At 28.5% G+C, this 26,074-nt stretch carries 26 protein-coding genes and 1 riboswitch; of the genes, 3 read left to right on the forward strand and 23 right to left on the reverse strand.

The features are described 5' to 3' along the window. From purF to J2Z25_RS10080, 4 genes are all read right to left on the reverse strand, one after another. A complete protein-coding gene (purF, locus tag J2Z25_RS10065; protein WP_008677537.1) occupies nt 1-1,407 on the reverse strand; it encodes an amidophosphoribosyltransferase in 1,407 nt (468 codons plus the stop codon). A 156-nt stretch (nt 1,408-1,563) separates the two neighbouring features. Then, complete coding sequence (purC, locus tag J2Z25_RS10070) at nt 1,564-2,268, reverse strand: phosphoribosylaminoimidazolesuccinocarboxamide synthase (RefSeq protein WP_209740233.1); 705 nt, start codon at nt 2,266-2,268, stop codon at nt 1,564-1,566. Then, nucleotides 2,268-2,747 (reverse strand): 5-(carboxyamino)imidazole ribonucleotide mutase, encoded by a 480-nt coding sequence (purE, locus tag J2Z25_RS10075; RefSeq protein ID WP_209740235.1) that lies wholly within the window; start codon nt 2,745-2,747, stop codon nt 2,268-2,270. Before purE ends, purC begins: the two co-directional genes overlap by 1 nt. 222 nt (nt 2,748-2,969) lie before the next feature. Beyond that, complete coding sequence (locus J2Z25_RS10080; protein WP_209740237.1) at nt 2,970-6,713, reverse strand: phosphoribosylformylglycinamidine synthase; 3,744 nt, start codon at nt 6,711-6,713, stop codon at nt 2,970-2,972. A gap of 326 nt (nt 6,714-7,039) precedes the next feature. Here J2Z25_RS10080 and J2Z25_RS10085 point away from each other — a divergent pair, with 326 nt between their 5' ends. Further along, the gene (locus J2Z25_RS10085; RefSeq protein WP_209740239.1) at nt 7,040-7,228 is read left to right on the forward strand and encodes a hypothetical protein; all 189 of its coding nucleotides are present in this window, start codon (nt 7,040-7,042) and stop codon (nt 7,226-7,228) included. A 17-nt stretch (nt 7,229-7,245) separates the two neighbouring features. Then, nucleotides 7,246-7,440: a hypothetical protein gene (locus J2Z25_RS10090; protein WP_008677525.1), complete on the forward strand. Its 195-nt coding sequence runs from the start codon at nt 7,246-7,248 to the stop codon at nt 7,438-7,440. 43 nt (nt 7,441-7,483) lie between these two features. Here the strand turns inward: J2Z25_RS10090 and J2Z25_RS10095 are convergent, their stop codons facing one another. The 5 genes from J2Z25_RS10095 to J2Z25_RS10115 form a co-directional block, all read right to left on the reverse strand. Beyond that, nucleotides 7,484-7,639 carry a zinc-ribbon domain-containing protein gene (locus tag J2Z25_RS10095; protein ID WP_008677523.1) on the reverse strand — a complete coding sequence of 52 codons (156 nt, stop codon included), beginning with the start codon at nt 7,637-7,639 and terminating at the stop codon, nt 7,484-7,486. 289 nt (nt 7,640-7,928) lie between these two features. After that, nucleotides 7,929-8,084, reverse strand: a complete 156-nt coding sequence (locus J2Z25_RS10100) for a zinc-ribbon domain-containing protein (protein ID WP_008677522.1) — start codon at nt 8,082-8,084, stop codon at nt 7,929-7,931. 325 nt (nt 8,085-8,409) lie between these two features. After that, nucleotides 8,410-9,354 (reverse strand): amidase domain-containing protein, encoded by a 945-nt coding sequence (locus J2Z25_RS10105; RefSeq protein WP_209740241.1) that lies wholly within the window; start codon nt 9,352-9,354, stop codon nt 8,410-8,412. 169 nt (nt 9,355-9,523) lie between these two features. After that, a complete protein-coding gene (locus tag J2Z25_RS10110) occupies nt 9,524-10,477 on the reverse strand; it encodes an SPFH domain-containing protein (RefSeq protein ID WP_008677519.1) in 954 nt (317 codons plus the stop codon). Next, nucleotides 10,478-10,909, reverse strand: a complete 432-nt coding sequence (locus J2Z25_RS10115) for an NfeD family protein (protein ID WP_209740243.1) — start codon at nt 10,907-10,909, stop codon at nt 10,478-10,480. 583 nt (nt 10,910-11,492) lie between these two features. On the opposite strand from J2Z25_RS10115, the gene J2Z25_RS10120 reads away from it, so the two are divergent. Continuing rightward, a complete protein-coding gene (locus tag J2Z25_RS10120) occupies nt 11,493-13,397 on the forward strand; it encodes an NAD(+) synthase (protein ID WP_142418452.1) in 1,905 nt (634 codons plus the stop codon). A gap of 597 nt (nt 13,398-13,994) precedes the next feature. On the opposite strand, the gene J2Z25_RS10125 is transcribed toward J2Z25_RS10120, so the two are convergent. From J2Z25_RS10125 to J2Z25_RS10190, 14 genes are all read right to left on the reverse strand, one after another. Then, nucleotides 13,995-15,407 (reverse strand): MFS transporter, encoded by a 1,413-nt coding sequence (locus J2Z25_RS10125; RefSeq protein WP_209740251.1) that lies wholly within the window; start codon nt 15,405-15,407, stop codon nt 13,995-13,997. Between the two features lie 149 nt (nt 15,408-15,556). Then, entirely contained in the window at nt 15,557-16,240 is a 684-nt protein-coding gene (locus tag J2Z25_RS10130) for an HD domain-containing protein (RefSeq protein WP_111928108.1), read from the reverse strand. A gap of 428 nt (nt 16,241-16,668) precedes the next feature. Further along, the gene (locus J2Z25_RS10135) at nt 16,669-17,334 is read right to left on the reverse strand and encodes a deoxynucleoside kinase (RefSeq protein ID WP_209740253.1); all 666 of its coding nucleotides are present in this window, start codon (nt 17,332-17,334) and stop codon (nt 16,669-16,671) included. A 271-nt stretch (nt 17,335-17,605) separates the two neighbouring features. Next, nucleotides 17,606-18,328, reverse strand: a complete 723-nt coding sequence (locus J2Z25_RS10140) for an ABC transporter ATP-binding protein (protein ID WP_097034380.1) — start codon at nt 18,326-18,328, stop codon at nt 17,606-17,608. Continuing rightward, a complete protein-coding gene (locus tag J2Z25_RS10145) occupies nt 18,309-19,313 on the reverse strand; it encodes an ABC transporter substrate-binding protein (protein WP_209740255.1) in 1,005 nt (334 codons plus the stop codon). Before J2Z25_RS10145 ends, J2Z25_RS10140 begins: the two co-directional genes overlap by 20 nt. A gap of 34 nt (nt 19,314-19,347) precedes the next feature. Then, nucleotides 19,348-20,124 (reverse strand): ABC transporter permease, encoded by a 777-nt coding sequence (locus J2Z25_RS10150; protein WP_008677511.1) that lies wholly within the window; start codon nt 20,122-20,124, stop codon nt 19,348-19,350. Further along, the gene (locus J2Z25_RS10155) at nt 20,096-20,386 is read right to left on the reverse strand and encodes a thiamine-binding protein (protein WP_008677510.1); all 291 of its coding nucleotides are present in this window, start codon (nt 20,384-20,386) and stop codon (nt 20,096-20,098) included. The genes J2Z25_RS10150 and J2Z25_RS10155 overlap by 29 nt, the downstream gene beginning before the upstream one ends. 119 nt (nt 20,387-20,505) lie before the next feature. Then, nucleotides 20,506-20,613, reverse strand: a riboswitch (TPP riboswitch). Nucleotides 20,614-20,738: 125 nt separating this feature from the next. Continuing rightward, a complete protein-coding gene (locus J2Z25_RS10160; RefSeq protein WP_209740258.1) occupies nt 20,739-20,975 on the reverse strand; it encodes a hypothetical protein in 237 nt (78 codons plus the stop codon). Between the two features lie 130 nt (nt 20,976-21,105). Further along, nucleotides 21,106-21,840 carry a TatD family hydrolase gene (locus J2Z25_RS10165; RefSeq protein WP_209740262.1) on the reverse strand — a complete coding sequence of 245 codons (735 nt, stop codon included), beginning with the start codon at nt 21,838-21,840 and terminating at the stop codon, nt 21,106-21,108. Between the two features lie 29 nt (nt 21,841-21,869). Further along, a complete protein-coding gene (locus J2Z25_RS10170; RefSeq protein WP_209740264.1) occupies nt 21,870-22,202 on the reverse strand; it encodes a putative quinol monooxygenase in 333 nt (110 codons plus the stop codon). A gap of 77 nt (nt 22,203-22,279) precedes the next feature. Beyond that, nucleotides 22,280-23,119, reverse strand: a complete 840-nt coding sequence (locus tag J2Z25_RS10175) for a metallophosphoesterase (RefSeq protein WP_245173235.1) — start codon at nt 23,117-23,119, stop codon at nt 22,280-22,282. 101 nt (nt 23,120-23,220) lie between these two features. Continuing rightward, a complete protein-coding gene (locus tag J2Z25_RS10180; protein WP_209740269.1) occupies nt 23,221-24,270 on the reverse strand; it encodes a lysylphosphatidylglycerol synthase transmembrane domain-containing protein in 1,050 nt (349 codons plus the stop codon). Then, the gene (locus J2Z25_RS10185; RefSeq protein WP_209740271.1) at nt 24,263-24,949 is read right to left on the reverse strand and encodes a polysaccharide deacetylase family protein; all 687 of its coding nucleotides are present in this window, start codon (nt 24,947-24,949) and stop codon (nt 24,263-24,265) included. Before J2Z25_RS10185 ends, J2Z25_RS10180 begins: the two co-directional genes overlap by 8 nt. Further along, entirely contained in the window at nt 24,885-26,018 is a 1,134-nt protein-coding gene (locus tag J2Z25_RS10190) for an MGDG synthase family glycosyltransferase (RefSeq protein WP_209740273.1), read from the reverse strand. Before J2Z25_RS10190 ends, J2Z25_RS10185 begins: the two co-directional genes overlap by 65 nt. Nucleotides 26,019-26,074: the final 56 nt, after the last annotated feature.

Raw genomic sequence — 26,074 nt, forward strand, 5'->3', positions numbered from 1 at the left:
TTATTTTGCTCCTTCTATAGGTGTTGCTACTGGATATATTCCATTAAAGCAACCAACACAATATCCACAGTTTTCTTTAAAGCAACTATACATACCTTCCATACTTAAATATCCTAAACTATCGCATCCTATTGCTTCTCTTATTTCTTCAATTGATTTTTTGGCTCCTATAAGCTCACTTCTATATGGAGTATCTATTCCAAAGTAGCAAGGAAATTTAACTATTGGTGAAGCTACTAAAAAATGAACTTCCTTTGCTCCTGCCCTTCTTAGAGAATCAACTAAATGTTTTGATGTTGTCCCCCTAACTATTGAATCATCAATTAACACAACTTTTTTTCCACTTATATTTGATTTAAGTGGATTTAACTTTACTGCTACGGCTCTTTCTCTAATTTCTTGAGAAGGCGTTATAAAGGTTCTACCTACATATCTATTTTTCACGAAACCAGTATCATAAGGTATTCCTGAAGCTTTTGAATATCCTATAGCTGATGGAATCCCTGAATCTGGAACTGCAACTACAACATCTGCATCTATTTTATATTCTCTAAATAATTGCTCTCCCGCTCTAACTCTTGACTCATGAACATCTAATCCATCTATTGTTGAATCTGGTCTAGCAAAATAAATATATTCAAAAGCACATGTTTGACATTGTGTGTTTTCTGAATACTTATATGATTTAATTCCATTATCATCTATAATAATTATTTCACCTGGTTCTACATCTCTAATCAATTCTGCTCCTATTGCATCTAAAGCACAACTTTCTGATGATAATACATAGCCTTCCTCAGTCTTTCCAAGACATAAAGGTCTAATTCCATGTGGATCTCTAACTCCTATAAGTTTATCCTTTGTCAAAATTACCATTGCAAAAGACCCTCTTATTGCTTGGATGGAATCATAGATTGCCTTTTCTATCCCCTTTTTAGCTCCTCTTGCTATTAAATTTGCTATAACTTCTGAATCTATTGATGTATGAAAGACATGTCCGCCATCTTCTAAAAGTTCTCTAATTACATCAGCATTTACTAAAGTACCATTATGAGCCATTGCTATTGAACCAAGCTTAGTTTGACTAAGTAATGGTTGTGCATTTTCAATTCTAGTATCTCCACATGTAGAATATCTAACATGTCCTATTGCTGCAAAACCTTTAAGTCTGTTCAAATCCTCTTTAGAAAAAGCCTCTGTTATAAGCCCCATCCCCTTATGAATATCAACACCCTCGCCATTTGCTACAGCTATTCCAGCACTTTCTTGTCCTCTATGCTGAAGTGCATATAACCCATAATAAGTCATTGATGCAACATCCATAGGCTTATTTACATAAACACCAAAAACACCACATTCATCCTTAAATTTATCATTATCCGGATCCAAAATTAAATTTGAGTTCAAAAAAACACCCCCACTAAAAGTTAGAAAGTAAAAAAGTGAAAAGTGGAAAAGTTATAGATATAATTCAGACAAGCTGAATTGTTTAATTTTAACTTCTAAAAAACTCTGTAAGAGTTTTACCCTAAACTCTTTCACTCTTAATTTTTAACTCCTTCACTATTTCTGTATTCTGTTTAATATTTCTACATAAGCGTCTTTTACATTTCCAAGGTCTCTTCTAAATCTATCCTTGTCTAATTTTTCTCCTGTTGTTGCATCCCAAAATCTGCATGTATCTGGTGAAATTTCATCTGCTAATAGAATTTCCCCATTGTATCTTCCAAATTCTAATTTAAAATCTATTAATCTTATATTTTGCTTTATGAAGAATTCTTTTAGTAAGTCATTAATTTTAGCAGTCATTTCATAAATCTTGTTTAGTTCTTCAAATGTAGTAGCTCCTATCCCAACCGCGTGATAGTCGTTTATTAATGGATCTCCTAGTGAATCATCTTTATATGACAATTCAAATACTGTAGTTTTAAGTTCAAATCCCTCTTCTAAGCCCAATCTTTTGGCCATTGATCCAGCTGCTACATTTCTAACTATTACTTCTAAAGGTACTATTTCTACCTTCTTACAAAGTTGTTCTCTTTCACTTAACTTTTCTATAAAGTGTGTCTTTATTCCATTTTCATTTAGCATTTCAAAAATCATTGAAGTAATTGCATTATTTAAAACACCTTTTTCTTCAATTTGACCTTTCTTTTCACCATTAAATGCTGTTGCATCATCTTTATAATAAACGATAACTTCGTCTGCCTTTTCTGTAGCATATATTTTTTTTGCTTTTCCTTCATACATCATTTCTAATTTTTTCATTATAACTCTACCCCTTCTCCATTTTCTTCTATAAACTTACTTTTCATATCTAATCTAAATTTATTTAATTTTTCTCTTAATGAACTATCCTTTATAGCAAGCATTTGTACTGCAAGCATTCCTGCATTATAACTGTTATTAATTCCAACTGTTGCAACTGGAATTGATTTTGGCATTTGTACTATTGAAAATAAAGCATCTAACCCCTCCACTGCCCCTTTTATTGGAACTCCTATTACAGGCATAGTAGTTTGAGAAGCTATAACACCAGGCAAGTGAGCTGCAAGTCCAGCCCCTGCAATAACAACTTCACATCCATTTTCCTCAGCTTTCTTTAAAGTCTCCGTCAACTTTTCTGGAACCCTATGAGCTGATAATACATAAGCCTTAAACTCTACTCCAAACTCTCTTAAACAATTAGCAGCTCCCTTCATAACATCAGTATCAGATTTACTTCCAAAAAATATAGCTACCTTCATATAAAAACCCCCCCGTTTTATTAATTGATAATTGACAATTATTGAAAAAATTCAGTAGACTGAATTTTTTAATTTATATATTTAAAGTACCGATATATCAATAATCCAATATTTTAAAATTCATTTCTGATCAAATAGTTTTCATATTATATACTTAAAATCAATAACTCAGTTTGTCTGAGTTATCTCCTAAATTATCCATTGTGCATTATTCATTTTCCATTACTTAAAGTACTTTACTCCTGCTTTGAATATCTTTTGATCAAAGTTTCCTGGTACATTTTTATATAGGTTTTCTCCTATTCTTTCTGAATGCCCCATTTTACCAAGTATTCTTCCATCTGGACTCGTTATTCCTTCTATACCTAACATTGAACCATTTGGATTAAAAGGCATATCAATAGATATTTCACCATTTAAATCAACATATTGTGTTGCAATTTGTCCATTTTCTCTTAATTTTTCTATTAAATCTCTTGGAGCAACAAACCTTCCTTCTCCGTGAGAAATTGCAATTGAATGTATATCTCCTAGGTTTACTTCGTTAAACCATGGTGATTTGTTTGATGTTATTTTAGTTCTAACTATTGAACTCATATGTCTATTGATTTCATTGTAAGTTAATGTTGCCATATCTTCTTCTATATTTACAATTTCACCATAAGGTACTAATCCTAGTTTTATCAGTGCTTGGAAGCCATTACATATACCAAGTATTAATCCATCTCTATTTTTTAATAGATCCATTACAGCATCTTTGATTCTTTCATTTCTAAATACTGTTGCTATAAATTTACCTGATCCATCTGGTTCATCTCCAGCTGAAAACCCACCTGGTAACATAATTATTTGGCTTTCTCTTATGCTTTTTTCCATTTTTAAAATTGATTCATTCAAAAGTTCTTTATTCATATTATTTAAAACTAACTCTGAAACTTCTGCACCTTCATCCTTAAAGGCTCTTGCACAATCATATTCACAGTTTGTTCCTGGGAAAACCGGAATAAATACTTTTGGTTTTACAACTTTTATTAAAGGTGTCTTTACTTCTTTAGATTCATATAATACTGTTTCAATTTTTTCTTTTTTATCTTCTGTTTTTACCTTAAATACATTTGATAACTTTTCTTCTAGTATCTTTTCTAAAACTTCTATATCAAAATTAATGTCATACTCCTTTGAAACTATAGCCCTATTTTCTGTTGTATTGCCTATTACTTTATAAGCGCAACCATTAAATTCTTTTTCTATTTCAACATCATTATTAACTTCTAAAACTAAGCTTCCATAATTAAGTTCAAATAACGCTTCTTTACTTAATCCTTCAAACTCTACCCCAATTCTATTTCCTAAACTCATTTTAGTTAAAGCTTCTGCTACTCCACCAAATTTTAATGATGAAGCAGAAATAACTTTTTTATCTAAAATAAGTTCATGTAACTTTTCTAAGTTCTTCTTATATCCATCTACTTTTAATGTCATATCTTCATTTTTTTCAGCTATTAAAAGTACTATCTTAGAATTATTATTTTTAAATTCTGGAGATATAATATCTTTAGCTTTAGCAACATCCACTGCAAATGCCACTAATGATGGAGGTACATCTAAATCCCCAAAAGTACCTGACATTGAATCCTTTCCACCAATAGCTGGTATTCCTAAATCCATTTGTGCTTGATATGCTCCAAGTAATGCTGAAAAAGGTTTTCCCCATTTATTTTTATCTTTTCCTAATCTCTCAAAATACTCTTGCAATGTAAGTCTTGCTTTCTTATAATCTCCACCCATAGCTGAAAGTTTTGTTACTGCTTCTATCACTGAATAATATGCCATATGGTATGGACTCCACATCCCCATGTCTGGATTAAATCCATATGTCATTAATGTTGCATCTTTACTTTCTCCATTTAGAACTGGTATCTTAGCTGCCATACCTTCTGCTGGTGTTGTTTGATATTTTCCACCAAAAGGCATAAGCACAGTTCCTGCACCTATAGTTGCATCGAATCTTTCAACTAAGCCCTTTTGCATTGATACATTTAATTTTCTTAATATATTAATCCACGCTTCTTTTACATCCACATCTTTTATGTTAAATGGATATTTCTTTGGCGATTTCACTTCTACTTCAGTTGTTTGTCTTGCCCCATTTGTATCTAAGAATTCCCTTTTTAAATCTACAATGTTTTTTCCTCTCCATATCATTCTAAGTCTTTCATTATCAGTTACTTCAGCTACCTTAACAGCCTCTAAATTTTCTTCAGCGCATAAATTTATAAATTTTTTCTCATCTTCTTTATTAACTACAACGGCCATTCTTTCCTGTGATTCTGAAATAGCAATTTCCGTTCCATCTAAACCCTCATACTTTTTAGGAACTTTATCTAAATCTATATCTAAACCTCTTGTTAATTCTCCAATTGCAACTGAAACTCCACCTGCTCCAAAATCATTACATCTTTTTATCATCTTTGAAACTTCTGAGCTTCTAAATAATCTTTGAATCTTTCTTTCTGTAGGAGGATTTCCTTTTTGAACTTCTGCTCCACACTCATTAATTGAATCTTCTGTATGTTCTTTAGAGGATCCTGTTGCTCCACCTAGTCCATCTCTTCCAGTTCTTCCACCTAAAAGAATTACAACATCTCCCGCCTTTGGTTCTTCTCTAACTACATTTTCTTTTGGTGCAGCTGCTATAACAGCTCCAACTTCCATTCTTTTAGCAACATAATTAGGATGATATATTTCTGAAACTTGTCCCGTAGCAAGACCTATTTGGTTTCCATATGAGCTATATCCATGTGCTGCTCCTAAAGTTATAGTTCTTTGAGGAAGTTTTCCTTTTAATGTTTCTTCTATATTAACAGTTGGATCTGCAGCTCCTGTAACCCTCATTGCTTGATATACATAAGTTCTTCCTGATAATGGATCCCTAATTGCTCCACCAAGACATGTAGCTGCTCCTCCAAAAGGTTCTATTTCAGTTGGATGGTTATGTGTTTCATTTTTAAACATTACTAGATATTCTTCTATTCCATTATTAGTTTCTATATTCACATTTATTGAACAAGCATTTATTTCATCAGATACATCTAAATCTTCTAATAGACCTTTCTTTCTCATTTCCTTCATTGTTATAACTGCAATATCCATTAATGTTTCATCTCTAGCAGTCTCACCATAAACAAAATTTCTTGACTTTAAATATGCTTCATAAGATTTAATTATTGGTTTTGTATAAAGTCCTTCTTCAATAACAACATTTTCAATAGCTGTTGAAAATGTTGTATGTCTGCAATGATCTGACCAATATGTATCTATAACTTTTATCTCTGTAATGCTTGGATCTCTATTTTCTTCTTTAAAATAATCTCTTATAAGTTTTATATCATCTAGGCTCATAGCAAGTCCCATATTACTATGTAAAGCCTCTATTTCTTTATCATTTTTATCAGTAAATCCACTTAATACTTTCACATCTTTTGGCTCTGGAAGTTTTGATGATAATTCTAAGTTATCTATATTTACTTCCCTGGAATCAACTGGATTTATATAATAATTTTTAATTTTTTCTACCTCAATATTTGATAATGCACCTTTTAATACCACTATTTTTGTCCATTTAACTTCTATTTTTTCCCCTGAAGTCAATAATTGATAGCACTCTGAAGCCGAATCCGCTCTTTGATCATATTGACCTGGTAGATATTCAACGCCAAAGGCTAATTCATTATTTTTCACTTCAAAATTATTTTCGTAAACATTATCTACAGTTCTTTCCGAAAATATTGTATAAAGAGCTTTTTTATAATCCTCTTCTTTCATTTCTCCTAGAGTATATTTATTTACAACTCTAACTTCTTCTAGAGAAGTAATTCCTAAATTATTTTTAAAATCTTCAAGCAAACTTTTTCCTTCAATATTAAAGTCATTTTTTTTCTCTACAAATATACACCTAACACTCAACCTTCATACCTCCCAAGCTAACTAATCCCAAATTATATATACGAATATTAATTTAATATCATAAAAAATATTTCGCTTTTATATTAGAAGACTACCACTTCGTCACAATAATGTCAACTTTAATCGTTATATTTAAATTATAATTCGTAATATAACGAATTATAACACATACTTTTCTTTTTATATTTCGCATATATTTGTAGATTAACTTATATCCATTTTTCTCTAATTTATCTATTATTTATTTCTAATTATTTTTTAATATTTGTTATTTAAATATCATTTTTACACAAACTAATATGGATATAATTTAAGGTGGTGTTAATATGAAGCACAATGCAAAAGAAAATTTAATGATAGCTTTAGATGAGCTTTCCTCATGTCAAAATCATCTAAACACTGCTTATTTACATGCAGAAGAAAATCATAATAGAAATGAAATTCATACTGCCCTTGAAGCTATAGGTAGTGCTGTAGATTCTGCACAAACTGCTTTAAAAAATTATAAAGATTAGGAGGAGGTATTTATAACATGGGACATAAGGCAAATGCAAAAGATGAATTAAAATGTGCTCTTTCTGATGTTACGCATGCTCAGCAATTATTGCATGATGCTATTAAATCTGTGGAACAAGATGATAATAAGCAACTTATCCAAGATACTTTAGCAAATGTTAATGAAGCATTACATGCAACAAGAACTTCAACTTATGGATTTAAAGATTAGCAAAATAAAAAGACTGTAGGAAAATCCTACAGTCTTCAGTTAACTATCTTCTGTTGTTTTGAGCTTTTCTTGCTCTTCTGCAATCGATGCATCTTACTGGTTCGTTATCGAATCCTTTTTCTTTGTAGAATTCTTGTTCTCCTACTGTGAATACGAATTCTTTACCGCAATCTTTACAAATTATTTTCTTATCTTCCATTTTAAATCCTCCATTCTAAAGACCAATATAATCAACAAATCTCTACAATGGAGAAAGCTAATTTCTATTCAATCTTTAAACAAATATTTCTAAGTCTTATGACCTACTATTGTATTTTATCATATTTTTATTTTCTTTGCTAGTAGTTTTTAATATATTAATTAATAATTTAATATTTATATGTTAATATATATTAACATTTGTCAACATAATATGTCTATTTTATATAGTTTAAAAATCAAAACAAAAATAAAAGCTATAGGAAACCTATAGCTTAAATTAGTCATAACTATCTTCTGTTGTTTTGAGCTTTTCTTGCTCTTCTACAATCAGCACATCTTACTGGTTCGTTGTCAAATCCTTTTTCTTTGTAGAATTCTTGTTCTCCTACTGTGAATACGAATTCTGAACCACAATCTTTACATACTAATTTCTTATCTTCCATTTTAAATCCTCCATTCTAAAGACTATTCAAGTAACTACTAATCTCTATAACGGAGAATATCATTATCTTTCAAAATCTTTAAACAAAATATTATTAGTCTTATCGACTACTCATTAATAATAACATACTTAAATATAAAAAGCTACTACTTTTTTATTTATTTTACAAAAAAATACCGGTAGCTTTAACTACCGGCAAAGAAACCTACGTAACCCTATCGGGTCATTTTTTATTCTTATCATATTTATATATTTATATTCTTTGTTTTATAAGAATTTTATTTTACATATAAATATCTTTTATTTTCGATATATACTATTTTTTACTATAACCCTTGTCTGTCACATAATCTTTCTAATAGTTCTTTTGGAGTTTTGTCTCTAGAATTTATATAAAACTCTACTTCTTCTATTCTACTTTCCATTTTTTTAATAAATTCATCTGTTTCTTTGCTATTATTTTCTTCATTATCAAATCTAGTATCTTCTAAGCTTAACTTAATTATATCTATGGCTTCAATTAATTCTTCTCTATAATCTTCATCTGTTTGATTATCTTTTATGGCGTCTGTACTATCATAATTTAATTCAATTGATGTTCTTCCACTATCATCTTTTATCTTATATACATAAAAGTTATAATCATTTGGCTTTCCCATCAAATAGTATCTAAGGTTTCCATTACTTCTAAAGTTCTCCATAGAATTAGAATGTTGACAAAAATATATAGTTTGATTTTTATCTATTAAATCAGTAATTGCTTGTGAATGAAACGTAATATTATTAGGTCTAGAATACTGAACTATGTCTCCTGGTAATAAACTTAGATAAATTTCATTCCAATTTACTAATGCATCTATTATTTTATATTCTTTATATGAATGAGCTCTTTTATATTCTTTTCCAAAATGTAAATGAAATGGCTGTGCTGCTGTCCATGTTGAACTTCTATTAGGTAAATTAGGCGAATAGTAAAACCACGATTTTATACTTGTTGCAGTTGATTTAGATCCAATAAATTCTATTCCTCCAGCTCTTAAAACTTGAGATACAAAATTAGTGCAATCTCCCCCTTCATTAACATAATTATAATACTTACTATTTGATGATGTTGCCCATTTTATTGCATATTCTCGTGCTAGCTCTCTATTATAATGATTATTTTTAATTTCATTTGATAATGACTTTACATGTATGCTAAAACTAAAAACACTTAAAAATGAAATAACACCTAAAAATAAACCTAGTTTTCTTTTGATTATTTTCTTCATATTTATTTCTCCATACTAATTTAAACTTCATTATATAGTCTTAGAAATAAATTAAATTTTATTACAAAATTATTATTTAATAAAAGTGAAAAGAGTTGAGGATTTTTTCCTCAACTCTTTTCACTTTTTCATTTTTTATTTTTCATTACTTTACTTAACAAGATACTAATTATTCTTTGCTTCCTTTAAGCATTTCACCTATAGCTGCAATGCTTCCAAGTGAAGATAAAGTTTCATTTGGTAATATAAGCTTATTAGCTGGATTATTAGCCATTTCTTTAAGAGCTTCAACTTGTTTTAAAGCTATAACTGTTTCGTTAGTACCTGATTCTATAATTGCTTGGTTTACCTTTCTTATAGCTTCTGCTTCTGCTATAGCTATTTCTTCTATAGCCTTAGCTTTACCTTCTGCTTCAAGTAATTGAGATTCTTTTAGACCTTCAGCTCTTCTGATATTTGCTTCTTTTTCAGCTTCTGCTGCAAGTATCTTACCTCTCTTTTCCCCTTCTGCTTTTTCTATTTGAGATTGTCTTTGACCTTCTGCTTCAAGAATCATAGCTCTCTTATTTCTTTCCGCTTTCATTTGCTTTTCCATAGCTTCTTGAATTTCTGTTGGAGGGATTATATTTTTAATTTCAACAGAAAGTATTTTTATACCATATGCATCTGTAACTTCATCTATAATACTTAAAAGATCTTGGTTAATCTTATCTCTTCCTGATAATATTTCATCTAAACTCATATTACCTAAAATATTTCTCATATTAGTTGTTGCTGAATATACTATACCTGATCTATAATCTTCAATGTTATAAACAGCATCTTTAGCATTTAATAGTTTATAGAATATAACGTTATCTACAGATATTTTAACATTATCTTTCGTAATAACTGATTGTGGTGGTACATCTAAAATTTGTTGTTTTGTTGAAACTTTTTTTCTAACAAAATCTGCAAAAGGAATTAAGAAGTGCCATCCTGGTTCTAAAGTTTTGTGGTATTGACCAAACCTTTCTACAACATATAAGTATCCTGTGTTTACGATTTTAATTGATGATAAGATTACTATTAATACAAAAAGTACTACTACCCCTGTAATTATTAATCCTATTAAATTATCCATCTAAACTTCCTCCTCTTTTTTAATTATTAATTTAATACCTTCTATACCTGTGATTTTAAAACTTTCGTCTTTCTTTATCACTTGTCCTAAATTTTGTACAGTCCAGTATATCCCGTCCACTTTTATTTTCGCCCTATCTACAATGTCTTCTTCTGCTTTCATAACTCTTCCTATATAATTTTCTTCCATTAAAGGTGTTCGTTTAACACCTTCTTTAAACTTACGTTTAGCCCATGGATAACCTACTGAAACAGTTATTAGATTTACTACTAAGAAAAGTACTACTTGAACTCCAAATGTTACACCTAGTAAATCAGCTATCATTGCAACAAATGCTCCTACAGCAAACCATGCAAATAAGAAATTACTTGTTACCATATCTATAGCAATTACCACTGCTGCAACTATAATCCAAAAAATTACCGCACTCATTATTTCCCCCTCCTTTATTCTTTAAGAATATTATATCATTTTTTAGTAAAAATTTGAATTCGATTAACTTATGAAATTATTATAATATACTTTTTACTATATTACAATATCTTTTTTATCTTTTTATATAGTATTTTATAACCTTTAATTACTTTTTAGTACATCTTTCTTCTATTATCATTGATTTTCTAGAGTTTTCCTTTTATTATTTAAATATATATTTTAATTAGCAAGTTATATAATTAACCTTAATAATATATTAAATGGTTAATATACTTATTTAAATAAACATTAATTTTATATCTTATGCAACTTTTGCTATAAGTTCTAAAATATTAACTTAATTCATGATAAATTCTTATAGCTTGGTTGTAATTTGGTTGAATATTAAACTTTTATTATAAATTACAGTTATTTATAATATTATCATTTTAAAAGTTACTAATTACTTTTATTATTAACTTTTATTTATTAAAAAATTATTTAGTTTAAATCTAATTATCACTGTGAATTTTAAATAAAAAAAGAGTTACACTATTTATATATTAGTAGTATTTAATTTAATATGGATTGGAGAGATTTTATGGATTTTATAAAAGTTGCAGCTGCATGTCCTATGACTCGTGTAGCCGACATAGACTATAATTTAGAAAATATACTTATTTGTTTAGATGAAGCATATAAAAACGGAGCTAAATCAATAGTTTTTCCTGAATTAGCAATTACCTCATATACTTGTAGTGATTTATTTATGCAATATAGCTTATTAGAAAAAGCTAACTTGGCGATAGAAAAATTAATTAAAAAGAGTGCTGGTCTAGATATGCTAATTGCTATAGGTGCTCCTTTAAGCTTTAAAAATGTATTATTTAATTGTGCTTACATAATTTTTGATGGAAAACTTCTTGGAATAGTTCCAAAATCATATATTCCAAACTATAGTGAATTCTACGAAAAACGCTGGTTTAGTGAAGGTCTTGGAATAATAGATGAAAAAGTAGATTTTGCTTTTCAAAAGGATGTTCCATTTGGAACTAATTTAATTTTCACCTCTGGAAGATATAGTTTTGGATTTGAAATTTGTGAAGACCTTTGGGTTACAATTCCTCCAAGTTCGTATCTTTCACTTCTTGGTGCAAATATAATAGGAAATCTTTCAGCTTCTAATGAACTTGTAAGTAAAAAAGATTATAGGGAAGCTCTTATATCTAATCAAAGTGCTAGATGTATGTCTGCTTATATTTATTCTTCTGCTGGAGTTCACGAATCCACAACAGATCTTTTATTTAGTGGACATATGTTAATTGCCGAAAATGGTACTATGCTTAAAGAAAATGAAAGATTCCAAAGAAATAATGAAGTTATCTATTCTTGTATAGATGTATTTAGATTAAATAGTGAAAGGCTTAAAAATATAAGCTTTAGAGATGCTTCAAGAATAGTTCCATTCGAAGCTGAAGTAATAAACTTTAATTATATGAATACTACAATAAATAACTTCGATAGATTTATAGATAAGCATCCTTTCGTTCCTTCTAATGCTAAATTGCGTGAAGAAAGATGTAAGGAAATATTTAATATTCAAGCTGCTGCTTTAGCTAAAAGAATGGAGCATACTAACTTAAAGAAAGCTGTTATAGGTATTTCAGGAGGACTTGATTCTACTTTAGCTTTACTTGTGGTAGTAAAGACCTTTGAATTACTAGGCTTAGATAATAAAAATATTGTTACTATAACAATGCCTGGTTTTGGAACTACTGATAGAACTTATAATAATGCTTTAACATTATGTAAGGAATTAGGTTGTGATTTAAGAGAAATTAATATAGTAAAAGCTGCTCTTCAACACTTTGAAGATATTGGTCATGATAAAGACATTCATGATGTTACATATGAAAATGTTCAAGCTAGAGAAAGAACTCAAATTCTTATGGATTTAGCTAATAAAGAAGGTGGATTACTAATTGGAACAGGAGATCTTTCTGAATTAGCTCTTGGATGGTGTACTTATAATGGAGATCATATGAGTATGTATTCTGTTAATCCATCAATACCCAAAACTCTAGTTAGATACTTAGTTAGATATGTAGCAGAAAAAGAATCTTCTACTGAAGTTTCAGATACACTTTTAGATATATTAGATACTCCAGTTAGTCCTGAACTTTTACCTAAGAGTGATAAAGGTGAAATTACACAAAAAACTGAGGATATAGTTGGTCCTTATGAACTGCATGACTTCTTCTTATATCACTTTATTAAAAATGGTTCTTCAAAAGAAAGAATAAAGCTTCTTGCAGAACAAGCATTTAAAGATGATTATAGCAAAGAAGAAATTGCTAAATGGCTTGATAAATTTATTTATAGATTCTTTACGCAACAATTTAAGAGAAGTGCTTTACCAGATGGACCTAAAGTTGGAAGTATATCATTGAGTCCACGTGGTGATTGGAGAATGCCTTCGGATGCATCTTTTAACTCATTTAAATAAAAGAAAGATATTGTATTTCAAGTAGTTAGTATCATTCACTGGGAGTTTTCATAATTCTACTTATTCAAAATACCTAAATTACCATAACTCGCATGCGCTCAAACAATGGTAATTCTTAACGGTATTTTGAAACATAGAATTATAAAACTCCAGCAGTTCATGATAATACTACTTTCCATACAATATCTTTCTTCTTTATATAAAACTAGCTGCACTTCATATAGTTTTTAAAATATGTGCTTATTTAAATTTTCTAAATTTCCATAACTCGCATGCGCTCAAACAATGGAAATTCTTAACGAAAATTTAAAACGATCAATTATAAAACTCTAATACCTCGTAATAATGCAGATCTCCTCATAATGTGATTTTTTATAAACGTAAATTCAGTTAATTAGCAAGCAGATTACAATTAATCGGGTTCGCTCAAACAATAGTAATTCTTAATGGTATTAATAAACTTAAATTATCTTTAGAGAAAAAAGTACCGTGTCTATATAGAATCTTAAAATTCTAAACTCTTATACTTTTCGATTCATAAAAAATATATGTTTTTTTTACAATTCTATATCTCTACTAATATATTTATAAATTTAATCAACTTACTATCTTTGATTTTTTGTTTATAACTCTAAGTAATGTTAAAACAGCTCCAACTAAACAAATACAACCTATTCCAACAAATACAAATCTCATACCATATATAAAAGCATCTGCTCTTCCTTCTAAATATCCTGTAACCTTATATCCAATTTTGCTACTCATTCTACTATATAAAAGACTTGTAGAAAGAGCTATTCCAGTTGTTGTACCTAAATTTCTTACTAATCCATTTATACTTCCTGCAATTCCAAGCTTAGTTTTGTCTACTGTTGACATTATCAATGAATTATTTGGTGATTGGAATATTCCACTTCCGAAAGATAATAATCCTACAAATATTGCAACAACTATAAGTGATGTATATTCTGTAAATATAGTTAAGCAAAATACACCTATGGTTAAAATACTTAATCCCATCGAAGATATTTTTTCACTTCCCATTTTATCTGAAAGATACCCACTTATAGGTGCAACAATAGCTAATATTATTGGCGAAACTGTCATCATAAATCCTGCTGCACTTGGACTAAGCTTTAATACATCTTGATAATAGAATGGTAATATTATGTTTATTGCACCTATAGCTACAAATGATGTAAATCCACAAAATATGCTTAGCGAAAATAGTTTATTTCTAAATATACTTATATCTAGCATAGGACTTAATATTTTTTGCTCTATCTTTATAAATATAAATAATAATACTAAAGAAAGTATAAATGCTCCTATAATTATAGGATTTGTATAACTCAAACTTTGACCAAAATTTATAGATGTAAATAATATTATTATTGAAAGCATAAATAAAATAGTTCCTTTTATATCAAATGGAACTTTTTCTTTAACCTTTTTAAAGTTTAATACTTTCACTACTTCTATATAAACTAAAATCCCTATAGGTATATTTATTAAAAATATGTATTCCCAAGGTGCTACTGACACTATAAGGCCACCTAAAGTTGGCCCTACCATAGTTCCTAAGGCTACTGCTGTTCCCGTCATCCCAAGAGCTCTTCCTCTTTCTGTAGTAGGAAATGTTTCTGTAATTATCCCTTGATTAGTTGCCATTGCTGCCGCTGCCCCTATTGCTTGAATTATTCTAGATATAATAAGCATTAGAAGGCTATTGGATAATCCACAAAGAAGTGAACCTAAAGTAAAAACTCCTATTCCAATCTTAAATACCTTACTTTTCCCAATTATATCTCCAAATCTACCAAACAAAAGAATAGTCGCGCATATAGTTATTAAATAACTTGTAACCACCCATTCAATTCCAGCCATTGTTGTCCCAAGATCTTTGGCCATTGTTGGTAGAGCTACATTTACTATACTACTATCAAGGGTAGTCATAAAAGTCATAGGCAATACAGTAAGTAGTATAGACCACTCTTTTTTCATCTTCATATCGTTCATCTCCAAATCTATCTATTTAATTTAATCCTTACATAATACTCCTCTTTTTTGAAAATGAAAATCTATAAAAAAAACGTAGGATTCAACCTACGTCAATATTTTGAAATTGTCTTTAAAATATTAATCTTTTCATAAAATTTCTAATTTAATATTATTTTATTATAATATACTCTGAAATCCTCTTCTTTTTTTAGAATTTCTTGTGCTTCTATGTAAGGTTTCATTATTACATCTTTACTTTCTTCTAAATAGAATTTAGCATATCCTCCTTCACCATACTTTTCTACTAAATGTGAATAAACTCTTCTATATGTCTCTTCTTCATTTAAATCACTATAATTCTTTCTTGAAAAGTTATAACATCTTTCTATCATATCGTATATATCTGTTGTTCTATCAGCATCAGAAATTATATATCCATATACACTTCGTGGTTCATGAGCATTTGATGCTCTATGGTCCTCACATGCTTCTCCCATTAATGTAAGCTCTTCTTTAGTAAACCAATTCTTTAGATTAATATCATTTATAAGCATATCTCTCGAATGTATTTGATGAGTTTTTCTATCTATACTCATTCCTAAATCGTGATATATTGCAATAGTTAATAGCATATTTTTATTTACCGGGAAATATTTTGACAATTTAATTGATGAATCTATTACTGTTGCTATATGTTTTATACCATGTCCCTTATCGAAAGTTTTATAATTCTCCAAAATACTCTCTATTAAGTATTTTAGTAAAGATTTATCTATTTTATTGTCTAATACATCATTGCTTTCTTTACTTATTCTCTCTTTTATTTCATTTAGATTTCTCATAAACACTTTAGTAATAAATTATATATAATTTATTACTACTTCCTCCTCACTAAATATATTTTTACTTCTATTAAAAACTAATCTCTTCAAATAATCACAAATCGCTATAATTATAACATAAAAAAGAGAAATCACAGAAAAACATTTACTAAAAAAGTTAATAGCTTATTTTTATAAAGGGCGTCGCGTAACGCGACGCCCTTTACACTTTCCTATTATTTTTTCAATGGTATCACGAAACATGATACCATTCTAATTTATTGATTTTAGTTACTTAAAAGTACTTTTTTGTAAAACTTTTGTCTATTATTTATATATGCATAAAACTAAATATTTTAATATTTTCATGAAATTTTCTCCATTTTAAATCGCTATTAAAAAGAAAAAGATAGAGCAATTCATTTCCTCTATCTTTCTAAAACTAAATATTATGCAATTTCTTCAATAGCTCTAATTTCTCTAAGTTTTTCTTCTACTAGCTCTATAAGCTTTTCTTTATCAGCTTCGTTATTTACTACATCCATATTGTCCATATCTATTATTAAAACTTCTGATGCTTTGTAACAATTTTCTACCCAAGCATCATAATCTTTCCATAGGAAATGGTAATACTCTTTTAAGCTATCATCAATTTCGAATTCTCTTCCTCTTAGTGATATTCTATTTAAAACTGTCTCGAAAGAACCTTTTAAATATACCATTACATCTGGAGCCTTCTTAGGAAGTTCTTTTAACTCTTCTAGCATGTTATGTAGAAGATCTTCGTATATTTTCATTTCTAAGTCGTTAATTCTGCCAAGTTCCATATTTTTCTTAGCAAAGTACCAATCTTCATAAATCGATCTATCTAAAACGTTATTATTATGTACTAATGCTTCTTTTATACTTTTAAATCTAGTGTTTAAGAAATAAAGTTGTAATAAAAATGGATATCTCTTCTTTTGGATTTCTTCTTCACTTTCACTATAAAACAAAGGTAAAATAGGGTTATCATCTACACTTTCATAAAATACATCCGATTTAAAGTGCTCCCCTAAAATTTCCGCTACAGAACTTTTTCCAAGACCTATCATCCCACCAACAACTATCAACATGCTTCACCTATCCTTTACTTTTTGTCTTTCTCTATATTACATAATTTAAAATTTACTTTCAAGTCTTGACTTTTATTTTTATACCATATATAGTATTTATTCTTTCTATAAACTACCTTATATAGTAGTTATACCATTCTTAAAATCTATATATTCATATTTATTTGAATTATCAGTGATTTCATCAATATATTGATAATCTAAAATAAAAAAAACTTGTAAACTAGGTCATTTATAACCTAATTCACAAGTTCTTTTGTATATATTTTATTTACATAAGCTCTAATACTTCTTTTTTTATAGCCACAAATTTATCACTAGTAACTATATCTTCATTTCTTTCTTTAGGTAAATTAACTTTTATTTCACCTTTTATTATTGCAGGTTTTTCTGATATTATATATATCCTGTTAGAAAGTAGTATTGCTTCCTCTATATCATGGGTTATTAATAATATAGTTGAATTAATTTCTTTAGTTAAATCTAAAAGCCATTTTTGCATCTTTCTTCTTGTTATTGAATCTAATGCTCCAAAGGGTTCATCTAAAAGCATTATATCATTAGATGTTAAATAAGTTTTCAAAAAGTTTGCTCTTTGCTTCATTCCACCAGATAATTGTGATGGGTATTTATATTCAAATCCATTAAGACCAAATTCATCTATATGCTTTTTTACTTCTTCCCTTGCATTCTTTTTACTATTCCCCTTAAATATAATTGGAATTCCTATATTATCTATAACTTTTTTCCAGGGAACCATCATATCCTTTTGATACATGTAGCTTAAGTCTCCATTTACTTCTACTTCTCCCCTATCGCTATTTATGAGATTAGTTAAAATATTAAATATTGTACTTTTACCACTACCTGATGGCCCTAGAATAGATACAAGTTCCCCTTCTTTAACTTCTATATTAATATCTCTTAATATTTCCATATCATCGAAGAATTTAGATATATTTTTTAACACAATTTTATTTTGATAAGAACTCATTTGTATAAGCCTCGCTTGCTTTCATTTCCTTATTTATTAATTTATTATCATATAAGAATTTTGTATAGTTATCCCAAACGCTATCTTTCATTTCTCCCCATACATTAGTATCTTCCTTATATTTATCTGCAAGATACTTTTGACTTTCTATTGCAAGCTCTTCACTAATCTCAGGTACTTTACTTACCAATAATTTAGCACTTTCTTCTGGATTTGCTATAGCTTCTTCATATCCCTTAGTAGTTGCTTCCATAAACTTCTTAGCTAAATCTTTTTTATTATTAACAGTATCTTCAGTTGCTGCAATAATTGGTGTGTAATAATCTAAAGCTGGATCTAAATCTCTAACTGGTATATAGTTTATATCAAAGCCTCTTAACTTAGCTTCAATATTAGTCCACGCTTCAAATGTCCACTCAAAATCCAAATTATTCTTAGTTGCTATAAAGAAATCTTCTGTCCCTGCATCTACAATTTTTAACTTACTAAAGTCAGCTCCATTTTTCTCCATAACAGCTTTTAATATAGCTTGTTCCGATGGACTTCCCCATCCACCATAAACTTTATTTTCAAAATCCTTAACTGTTTCAATGCCCTTTTCTTTTGGAGAAGCAAAGCCTGACGTATTATGTTGAATTATTGCTGCTATTGCTTTAACTGGAAGTGGACTATCTGATGTTCTTGCATATGTTAAATCTTCTTGATAGCTTACTGCAAAATCTCCCTTACCAGCAGCTAAAAGTTGAAGTGATGAACCTTCTGATGGTTGTATAATTTCAACATCTAATCCAAGATCTTTATAATATCCTTTTTCCTTTGCAACATATAATCCTGTATGATTAGTATTAGGTGTCCAATCTAAAATTACAGTTACCTTTTGTAATTCTTCTGAATTTTTTACTTCATCATTTTTACTACATCCAGTAAATAATGTAAGTGCTGTTACTGATGCTAATACTACTGATATAATTTTCTTTTTTAACATTATTCTTTCACCTCTAAATTCATTGTTCTTAATTTTATTTCTTCATACTTAGTTTTTTATTATTCCAAGGGGTAAATAACTTTTCCATTAAAGAAACTAAAAGGAATATCCCCATACTTATAACTACTATAATTACTATTGATGCAAACATCTTATCTAATGCATATGCACTTCTTGCTCTTGTCATATATACTCCAAGACCTTTATCTCCTCCAAGCCACTCTCCAATTACAGCTCCCATAATGCTATATGTTGCTGCAATTCTCATACCTGAAAAGAAATTTATCATTCCATAAGGTAACTTTAAATGTAAAAATACATTAAGTTTAGATGCTCCCATTAGCTTAAAATGATTTATTAAATCCTTATCTACACCTTCAAGCCCATCAACTATACTAATTACTATAGGGAAAAAGCATACTATAACTACAACTATTATTTTAGGTAATGCTCCAAAACCAAACCAGATTATAAATAATGGTGCAAGAGCAACTGTTGGTATAGTTTGAGAAATAACAAGCACTGGATATAAAGCTCTTTTTATTAATGGAACCATATCCATAATCACTGCTAATATAATTGATAATGCTATTGCAATTAAAAATCCTACCATTCCTTCATATAATGTTGCTAAAATATGTGGTATCATAGTTTTAAAATCTTTAATTAATACTTCTATAACATCCGTTGGAGCAGGTAAGATATACTTTTCTATTCCTCCAACATTCACTATAATTTCCCATATAATTAATAAAATTAAAATAAAGACTATAGGTGCTATTTTATTTCCTATACTTCTTAATCTTTTCATCCATCGTCACGCCTTCTTTTTTATAGTCTATTTTAACCATAGATACTACTCTTGATGCACCTTCTTCAGTACAAATTTCTTGAGCTCTCTTTACTATTTCTAATAATTCTTCAAGTTCACCCTCCATTGTTGTTTCCATAGCTCCTACTTCATACTTAACACCAGTAGATTCTATATACTCAATAACCTTGTCCACAACAGGATAAATTCTATCCTCCATTACTGTTGGTATAACTTGAAGACTTACATTACAAAGTGACATAACCTTTTCCTCCTTTTAATATATTTAAAAGTAAATAAATCCTATTTTGTCCATAGCGTAAAAAAATACAGTATCTCTGATTAGAAATACTGTTTTATAGTTCAATTTGTATATTTATATTCAATAACAAATAATCTCCCTACGTTGGCATTATCCAAATCAGGTTCATGGGTCAAAATAGTATCAATTTTATCTCAGGCAGTTCACCGCCCCCCCAGATTTCTATTTACTTTTTATAATTCCATTTTATGCATATTCACTCTAAATGTCAAGTCAATCAATAATCCTTATCAATTAAAGAAACTTATTATCAAATAAATTTAAGAAGTCTATTACTTATTGCATACTTATTCTAAGTATCTCTTTTATTTGCTCCATATAACACAATTATAAGTCCTAAAATTCCTACTATTATTTTTATAGTTGCCATTGAAATTAAAATAGAAAATAATATCACTGAAATTCCAATCATCATAATTTTTAAAGGTGATGTTTGATTTTGAACAACTTTATACACATATATACCTAATAAAATTAAAACTGCTATCATAATTAACATTGGTATACCAACAAACATAAGGTTCATCATTCAACTTCTCCCCTTTCCAAATTTAATGTATATCTCAACACAAGACTTTATTTTACTTTATTTATACATAGAAGCTATCACACAATTTAAAATTAATAAGCTTCGCGACATCTCCTATAATTAAATTATTCTAATTAATGATTTTTGAATAATTTTTCTCTATACTCTTCAGTAATTCATTAAGCTCTATCTTCTTATAATCTGAAACCTTTTTAGCTACATCTATTATAGCACTTGGATAGCCATACTCTCCATTTACCCATTCTAATGCTGTTGGCCCATCAGTTTCTATAAGTAATTTATCTAATGGTATTTTATCTAAAATTTCATTAGTTTTATCTGAATAACCTATATCTACACTTATTGTAAAATAACAACCAAGTTCAATATATTTTTCTAAAGTACTTATTTCTCCACTATACCAATGTATAATTGCCTTATTATAATTATACTTTTTAAGAATACTATAAATTTCCTCTTCTGCCCCTTTTGTATGAATACTTACAAACTTATTTCTTTTAATACTTTCGTTTAATATAAAATTAAAAATCCTTCTTTGTGCTTCATAAGTACTTGTATCTTCTACCCAGACATAATCTAAGCCTATTTCACCTATTATTTCACTTTCATTTATGTATGATATAAGATTTTCTAAGTTTCCTTTATATTCTGCTGCTTTCCACGGATGAATACCAAAGCATGGTTTAATAAATTCACTTTGTTTACTGTATTCTTTATTTTTCATATAGCTTTCTATATCCATACTATTAGCTAAGGTTAATATTTCATTTTTATTTATATCTTCAATTGCTTTTTCTATATTTTTTTCAAAAAAATCTAAATGTGTGTGTGCATCTATATACATATTTCCTCCATGAATTCTAATTGATTTGTTCAATTTCTAATAAATTTTTTGTCTTTAAAATCAACCCCTGTTTCATCAGTAATATATCGTTCTACTTTCATATGCAAATCATATTTTTCTCTAAGTCGAGTAATTTTTGCCATCATCGATGAAGCATGATGTACATCAAGAGATTGCTGATCTTTCCACCTATCAATTAAAAGTACAGTTTCCTCGTCATCCATAGAAAAAAAATATTCGTATTGTATATTTCCATTTTCGGCACGAATATCATTTACAACTCCACTTGAGATCATCTCTTCTGCAAATTTTTTAGCATTCCCATTTTTACCTGTATAATAAATGTTTACAGTAATCGCCATTTTGATTTACCTCCTCAAATTCTAATTTAAGTAGCACACTTAACTCTTTAAAATTTACATTCTATAGTAATAATTTCTTAATTATGTCCTTTTAATGTTACTGATATAATTTCTGGCCTATTAAATACTCTTACTGGAAATAAACTATTCCCTAACCCCCTACTAACAAACATTGTAATTTTATCACTACTATAACTTCCACTAGTATATTTAGGGAAAAATCCTTGATTTGGAGCTATAATTCCTCCTATAAATGGAATTCTAATTTGCCCTCCGTGAGCATGTCCTGAAAAAACTAAATTCATATTATTTTTAGTATATATATCAAATAACTCTGGTCTATGTGAAAGTAAAATCTTAAATCCTTCAATACTTGACCAATTACTTAAATATTCCTCAATATTACTTATATCAGTTCCTTCTATATAATTTGATGTAATAAAAGATGGGTCAGATACCCCCAAAAGATATATGGTACTATTTTCTCTTTTAAGCTCTAATTTAGTATCATCTATAATATTAACTCCTGCTTCAATTAAGCCACCCTTTATTTCTGGATATTTTCCTGACCATGCTTCATGATTTCCTGAAACATAATAAATTGGAGCAATTTCTATTGCACCATTAATAAATTCCATTGCTTTATCTAAGTTATATCTATGCCTATCTATTAAATCACCTGTAACTACAATGATATCTGGTGATAATTTTTCTATTTTTTCTAATATATTTGATTGCTCTTTCCCAAACATTTTATTGTGCAAATCAGAAATATGTACAATTGTAAAGTTATTAAAATTAGATGGCACATCATAGCTTGAGTAATTAAAACTAGAAATTTCAATACTATTATTTTGCCAAACGCCAAACACATATAATGCTATAATTAATAAACCTACTAATATCAACATCTTCATCCTTTTACATAAACCTCTCATTTCCCCACCATAATTATATACCGTTCCTTCATAATTAATAAGATTATTGTTTTTAAATAATCTTATATTTACTATCTCTTTTATAATCTCATTTTTACATCCTTTAATTTTTTATTTAAATTTAGTTGCAAAATCATAACTCCTATTCCACTGATTAAAACCATTAAATAAAAACTTATCCCTCTACTAAGCAGCATAGCAGAACTTATCAGATTAATTGGGAATAAAGTCTTAAAAAATATTAAAAAACCTTTTTCTCCTATTCCTACAGCCCCTGGCAATGGTAATGCTGCTCCTGTAATATATAAGGTAGACTGAATCAAAATAAATTGAATTAAAGGTACAGATGACATTCCAATAGATTTATATATCCAAAACGGGATGCTATGCAATGCTAAAATTTGAACCGTGGTAGTAAGAATAGTTTTTGTTATAAAAACTTTATCATTTTTAATATAGTCTGCACCCTTTTTATACTTTTCTATCTCTATTAAGGCTTTTTCATTAAATATTATAGATTTCTGATAGTTGATATGTTTTAAAACTTTAACACATAAATTCACGACTTTAAAAATAAGCTTTTTTGAAAAAATAGATATCAATATTAATACTAATAAAAACATATTTAACAAAAGCCCTAAAAATAGTAATATACTAAACTTTCCAAGAGTTCCTTTTAAAAATTCAAAATTTATTATTACTCCCATAACAGCCATTGCTACAGTAACAATTTGATATGTTGCAAGACATATCAGTAACGCAAGCATACCATTAGAAATATCTATCTTTTTTTTATGCATATAATAAAGCTGCATTGGCTGACCTCCAGTTGCTGAAGGTGTTATAGAACTGAAAAAAATTCCTGTCAATGAATACTGTACACATTGAAGTATCGTTGTCCTTTCTTTAAAGATATTTAAACTACGCTTTATATTTATAGCTTCACAAAGAACCATAAGAAACATAGCTGCTATTCCAGCAACTATATATAACAAATTTACACCTGACACTATTTCTATAATCTCTTTAAAGTCAGCATTGAAAAAAATAATTTTAAATGTTATTACAACAATTATTATAAATAATCCACCATTTTTCAGTAAATTTATTAGTTTTTTATATTTATTCATAAAGTTCCTCCAAAGTTCCAAAAGTAATTCCTTGTGATTTCCAAATTGGAAGAACTATCTTTAATGCTTCAACAGTTCTTTTAGGAGCATCATTTTTCCCCCGTCCATCATGAAGACAGATAATATCTCCTTTTTCTGTTTCACGAAGCAATCTATCTGCTATCGTTGTTGATTCTATATTTGCCTTCCAATCTCCTACAATTACATTCCAAAGAACAATCTTTAGATCTAATTTTTTTATTTCCTTTATAGCCGCCAAGCTAAAATGCCCCCACGGCGGCCTAAAAAACTTTGGTTTAATACCAAGTTCTTTTAATATATCCATACTTTTTGTGAAATCTTTTCTTATATTCCATGGTGACTGAAAAATTTCATTTTTATGTTGTAATGAATGTAGGCCTATTGCATGTCCTTCTTCTTTGATTGCCTTAATGATTTTAGGATTATTTTTAGCAAATTCTGCTACAACAAAGAATGTTGCTTGAACCTGGTAAGACTTTAAGACTTTAAGAACTTCTATAGTATATTTATTATCAACGCCGTCATCAAATGTCAAATATATATTTTCTATTTCTTTTTCTATTCTATTCTTTTTCTGTTTTCTATTCCATATTCTATAAAATAATGTAGGAATTATTCCATATACTATTAAATATAATATTATTACAATTATCCACATCTTTTTTCATATTCCTTTCGTAAACTTTCTTTAGTTTAGATTCAGAAACTTCATTCTTCAAAAGTTGCATATTATATTTCATTTCCCCTAAAAGCCTCTCATTACTTATTAAAGATATAATATCTTCAGATATGTTGGAGTTATCTTCCCAAGCAATTTTTCCTATAAGCATTCTTTCAATAAATTCAGCATTTCCAACCTCTTGAGATAAAAATGGTTTAATAATATATAAAGGTGTGGTAGTATAAATAGCTTCAAAAGTTGAAATTCCTCCAGGCTTAGTGATTAGTAAATCTGACCTTTCCATATATTTATATACTTGATCTGTATAACCAACTACATCTATTTTAGGGTAATCTTTTTTAATCTTTTTTAATAGTTTTTTATTTTTACCAGTTATAATTGTAATATGAACCCCTCTTGATTCATATAATTGATCTAATATATTATCAAGGTTTCTTATTAACCCAAGCCCTCCTCCCATTATTAGGATTTTCTTTTTATTATCAATAGATTGTACTTTCATTTCCTTTTTAAAATACTTCCTTACAGGTATTCCATTTATAATAATTTTCTCAGCATCAACTCCTTTTGATAAAAGGAGTTCCATTGTGCTTCTCGCTGCTACAAAATACATATTAGTTCCATTAGCAATCCATCCATCATGAACTGTAATATCAGTAATATATGTATATAGTTGAATATCATCTTCATACTCCTGCTTATAAGTTGAAATAAATCGAGAACATGCAGACCACGTAGATATTATTAAATCTGGATTATATTTTTCGATTAAAGAATTTATCTTATTTAAATTTCGTCTCTTTAAGCAAGTTTTTTCATGTTTCATAGCAAAACTATTTATAAAATTGTATACACATGAAAATCTACAGATAAAAAGCGTAAAAAATCTATAAACTAATTTATGCATAATAGGAAACAATACCTTTACAATATCTACAATCTCAATAATATCATCAGTATTAGATTCTAGTAATTCTTCCTTAATAGCCTCTGCAGCACAATAATGCCCCATTCCAAAATGGCTAGTTAAAATTAATATTTTCATGTAATTCTTTCCTTTCTTTTGTTTATGATGAATGTATAATAACGATAATTAAAACT

This window comes from Clostridium tertium (assembly GCF_017873245.1).
Taxonomy (GTDB): Bacteria; Bacillota; Clostridia; order Clostridiales; family Clostridiaceae; genus Clostridium; species Clostridium tertium.

What these genes read in the sequence shown, in the direction of transcription:
- purC (WP_209740233.1), bottom strand. Translation starts at nt 2,268, where the DNA reads ATGAAAAAATTAGAAATGATGTATGAAGGAAAAGCAAAAAAAATATAT.
- purE (WP_209740235.1), bottom strand. Translation starts at nt 2,747, where the DNA reads ATGAAGGTAGCTATATTTTTTGGAAGTAAATCTGATACTGATGTTATG.
- J2Z25_RS10085 (WP_209740239.1), top strand. Translation starts at nt 7,040, where the DNA reads ATGAAGCACAATGCAAAAGAAAATTTAATGATAGCTTTAGATGAGCTT.
- J2Z25_RS10090 (WP_008677525.1), top strand. Translation starts at nt 7,246, where the DNA reads ATGGGACATAAGGCAAATGCAAAAGATGAATTAAAATGTGCTCTTTCT.
- J2Z25_RS10095 (WP_008677523.1), bottom strand. Translation starts at nt 7,639, where the DNA reads ATGGAAGATAAGAAAATAATTTGTAAAGATTGCGGTAAAGAATTCGTA.
- J2Z25_RS10100 (WP_008677522.1), bottom strand. Translation starts at nt 8,084, where the DNA reads ATGGAAGATAAGAAATTAGTATGTAAAGATTGTGGTTCAGAATTCGTA.
- J2Z25_RS10105 (WP_209740241.1), bottom strand. Translation starts at nt 9,354, where the DNA reads ATGAAGAAAATAATCAAAAGAAAACTAGGTTTATTTTTAGGTGTTATT.
- J2Z25_RS10110 (WP_008677519.1), bottom strand. Translation starts at nt 10,477, where the DNA reads ATGGATAATTTAATAGGATTAATAATTACAGGGGTAGTAGTACTTTTT.
- J2Z25_RS10115 (WP_209740243.1), bottom strand. Translation starts at nt 10,909, where the DNA reads ATGAGTGCGGTAATTTTTTGGATTATAGTTGCAGCAGTGGTAATTGCT.
- J2Z25_RS10120 (WP_142418452.1), top strand. Translation starts at nt 11,493, where the DNA reads ATGGATTTTATAAAAGTTGCAGCTGCATGTCCTATGACTCGTGTAGCC.
- J2Z25_RS10125 (WP_209740251.1), bottom strand. Translation starts at nt 15,407, where the DNA reads ATGAAGATGAAAAAAGAGTGGTCTATACTACTTACTGTATTGCCTATG.
- J2Z25_RS10130 (WP_111928108.1), bottom strand. Translation starts at nt 16,240, where the DNA reads ATGAGAAATCTAAATGAAATAAAAGAGAGAATAAGTAAAGAAAGCAAT.
- J2Z25_RS10135 (WP_209740253.1), bottom strand. Translation starts at nt 17,334, where the DNA reads ATGTTGATAGTTGTTGGTGGGATGATAGGTCTTGGAAAAAGTTCTGTA.
- J2Z25_RS10140 (WP_097034380.1), bottom strand. Translation starts at nt 18,328, where the DNA reads ATGAGTTCTTATCAAAATAAAATTGTGTTAAAAAATATATCTAAATTC.
- J2Z25_RS10145 (WP_209740255.1), bottom strand. Translation starts at nt 19,313, where the DNA reads ATGTTAAAAAAGAAAATTATATCAGTAGTATTAGCATCAGTAACAGCA.
- J2Z25_RS10150 (WP_008677511.1), bottom strand. Translation starts at nt 20,124, where the DNA reads ATGAAAAGATTAAGAAGTATAGGAAATAAAATAGCACCTATAGTCTTT.
- J2Z25_RS10155 (WP_008677510.1), bottom strand. Translation starts at nt 20,386, where the DNA reads ATGTCACTTTGTAATGTAAGTCTTCAAGTTATACCAACAGTAATGGAG.
- J2Z25_RS10160 (WP_209740258.1), bottom strand. Translation starts at nt 20,975, where the DNA reads ATGATGAACCTTATGTTTGTTGGTATACCAATGTTAATTATGATAGCA.
- J2Z25_RS10165 (WP_209740262.1), bottom strand. Translation starts at nt 21,840, where the DNA reads ATGTATATAGATGCACACACACATTTAGATTTTTTTGAAAAAAATATA.
- J2Z25_RS10170 (WP_209740264.1), bottom strand. Translation starts at nt 22,202, where the DNA reads ATGGCGATTACTGTAAACATTTATTATACAGGTAAAAATGGGAATGCT.
- J2Z25_RS10175 (WP_245173235.1), bottom strand. Translation starts at nt 23,119, where the DNA reads ATGAAGATGTTGATATTAGTAGGTTTATTAATTATAGCATTATATGTG.
- J2Z25_RS10180 (WP_209740269.1), bottom strand. Translation starts at nt 24,270, where the DNA reads ATGAATAAATATAAAAAACTAATAAATTTACTGAAAAATGGTGGATTA.
- J2Z25_RS10185 (WP_209740271.1), bottom strand. Translation starts at nt 24,949, where the DNA reads ATGTGGATAATTGTAATAATATTATATTTAATAGTATATGGAATAATT.
- J2Z25_RS10190 (WP_209740273.1), bottom strand. Translation starts at nt 26,018, where the DNA reads ATGAAAATATTAATTTTAACTAGCCATTTTGGAATGGGGCATTATTGT.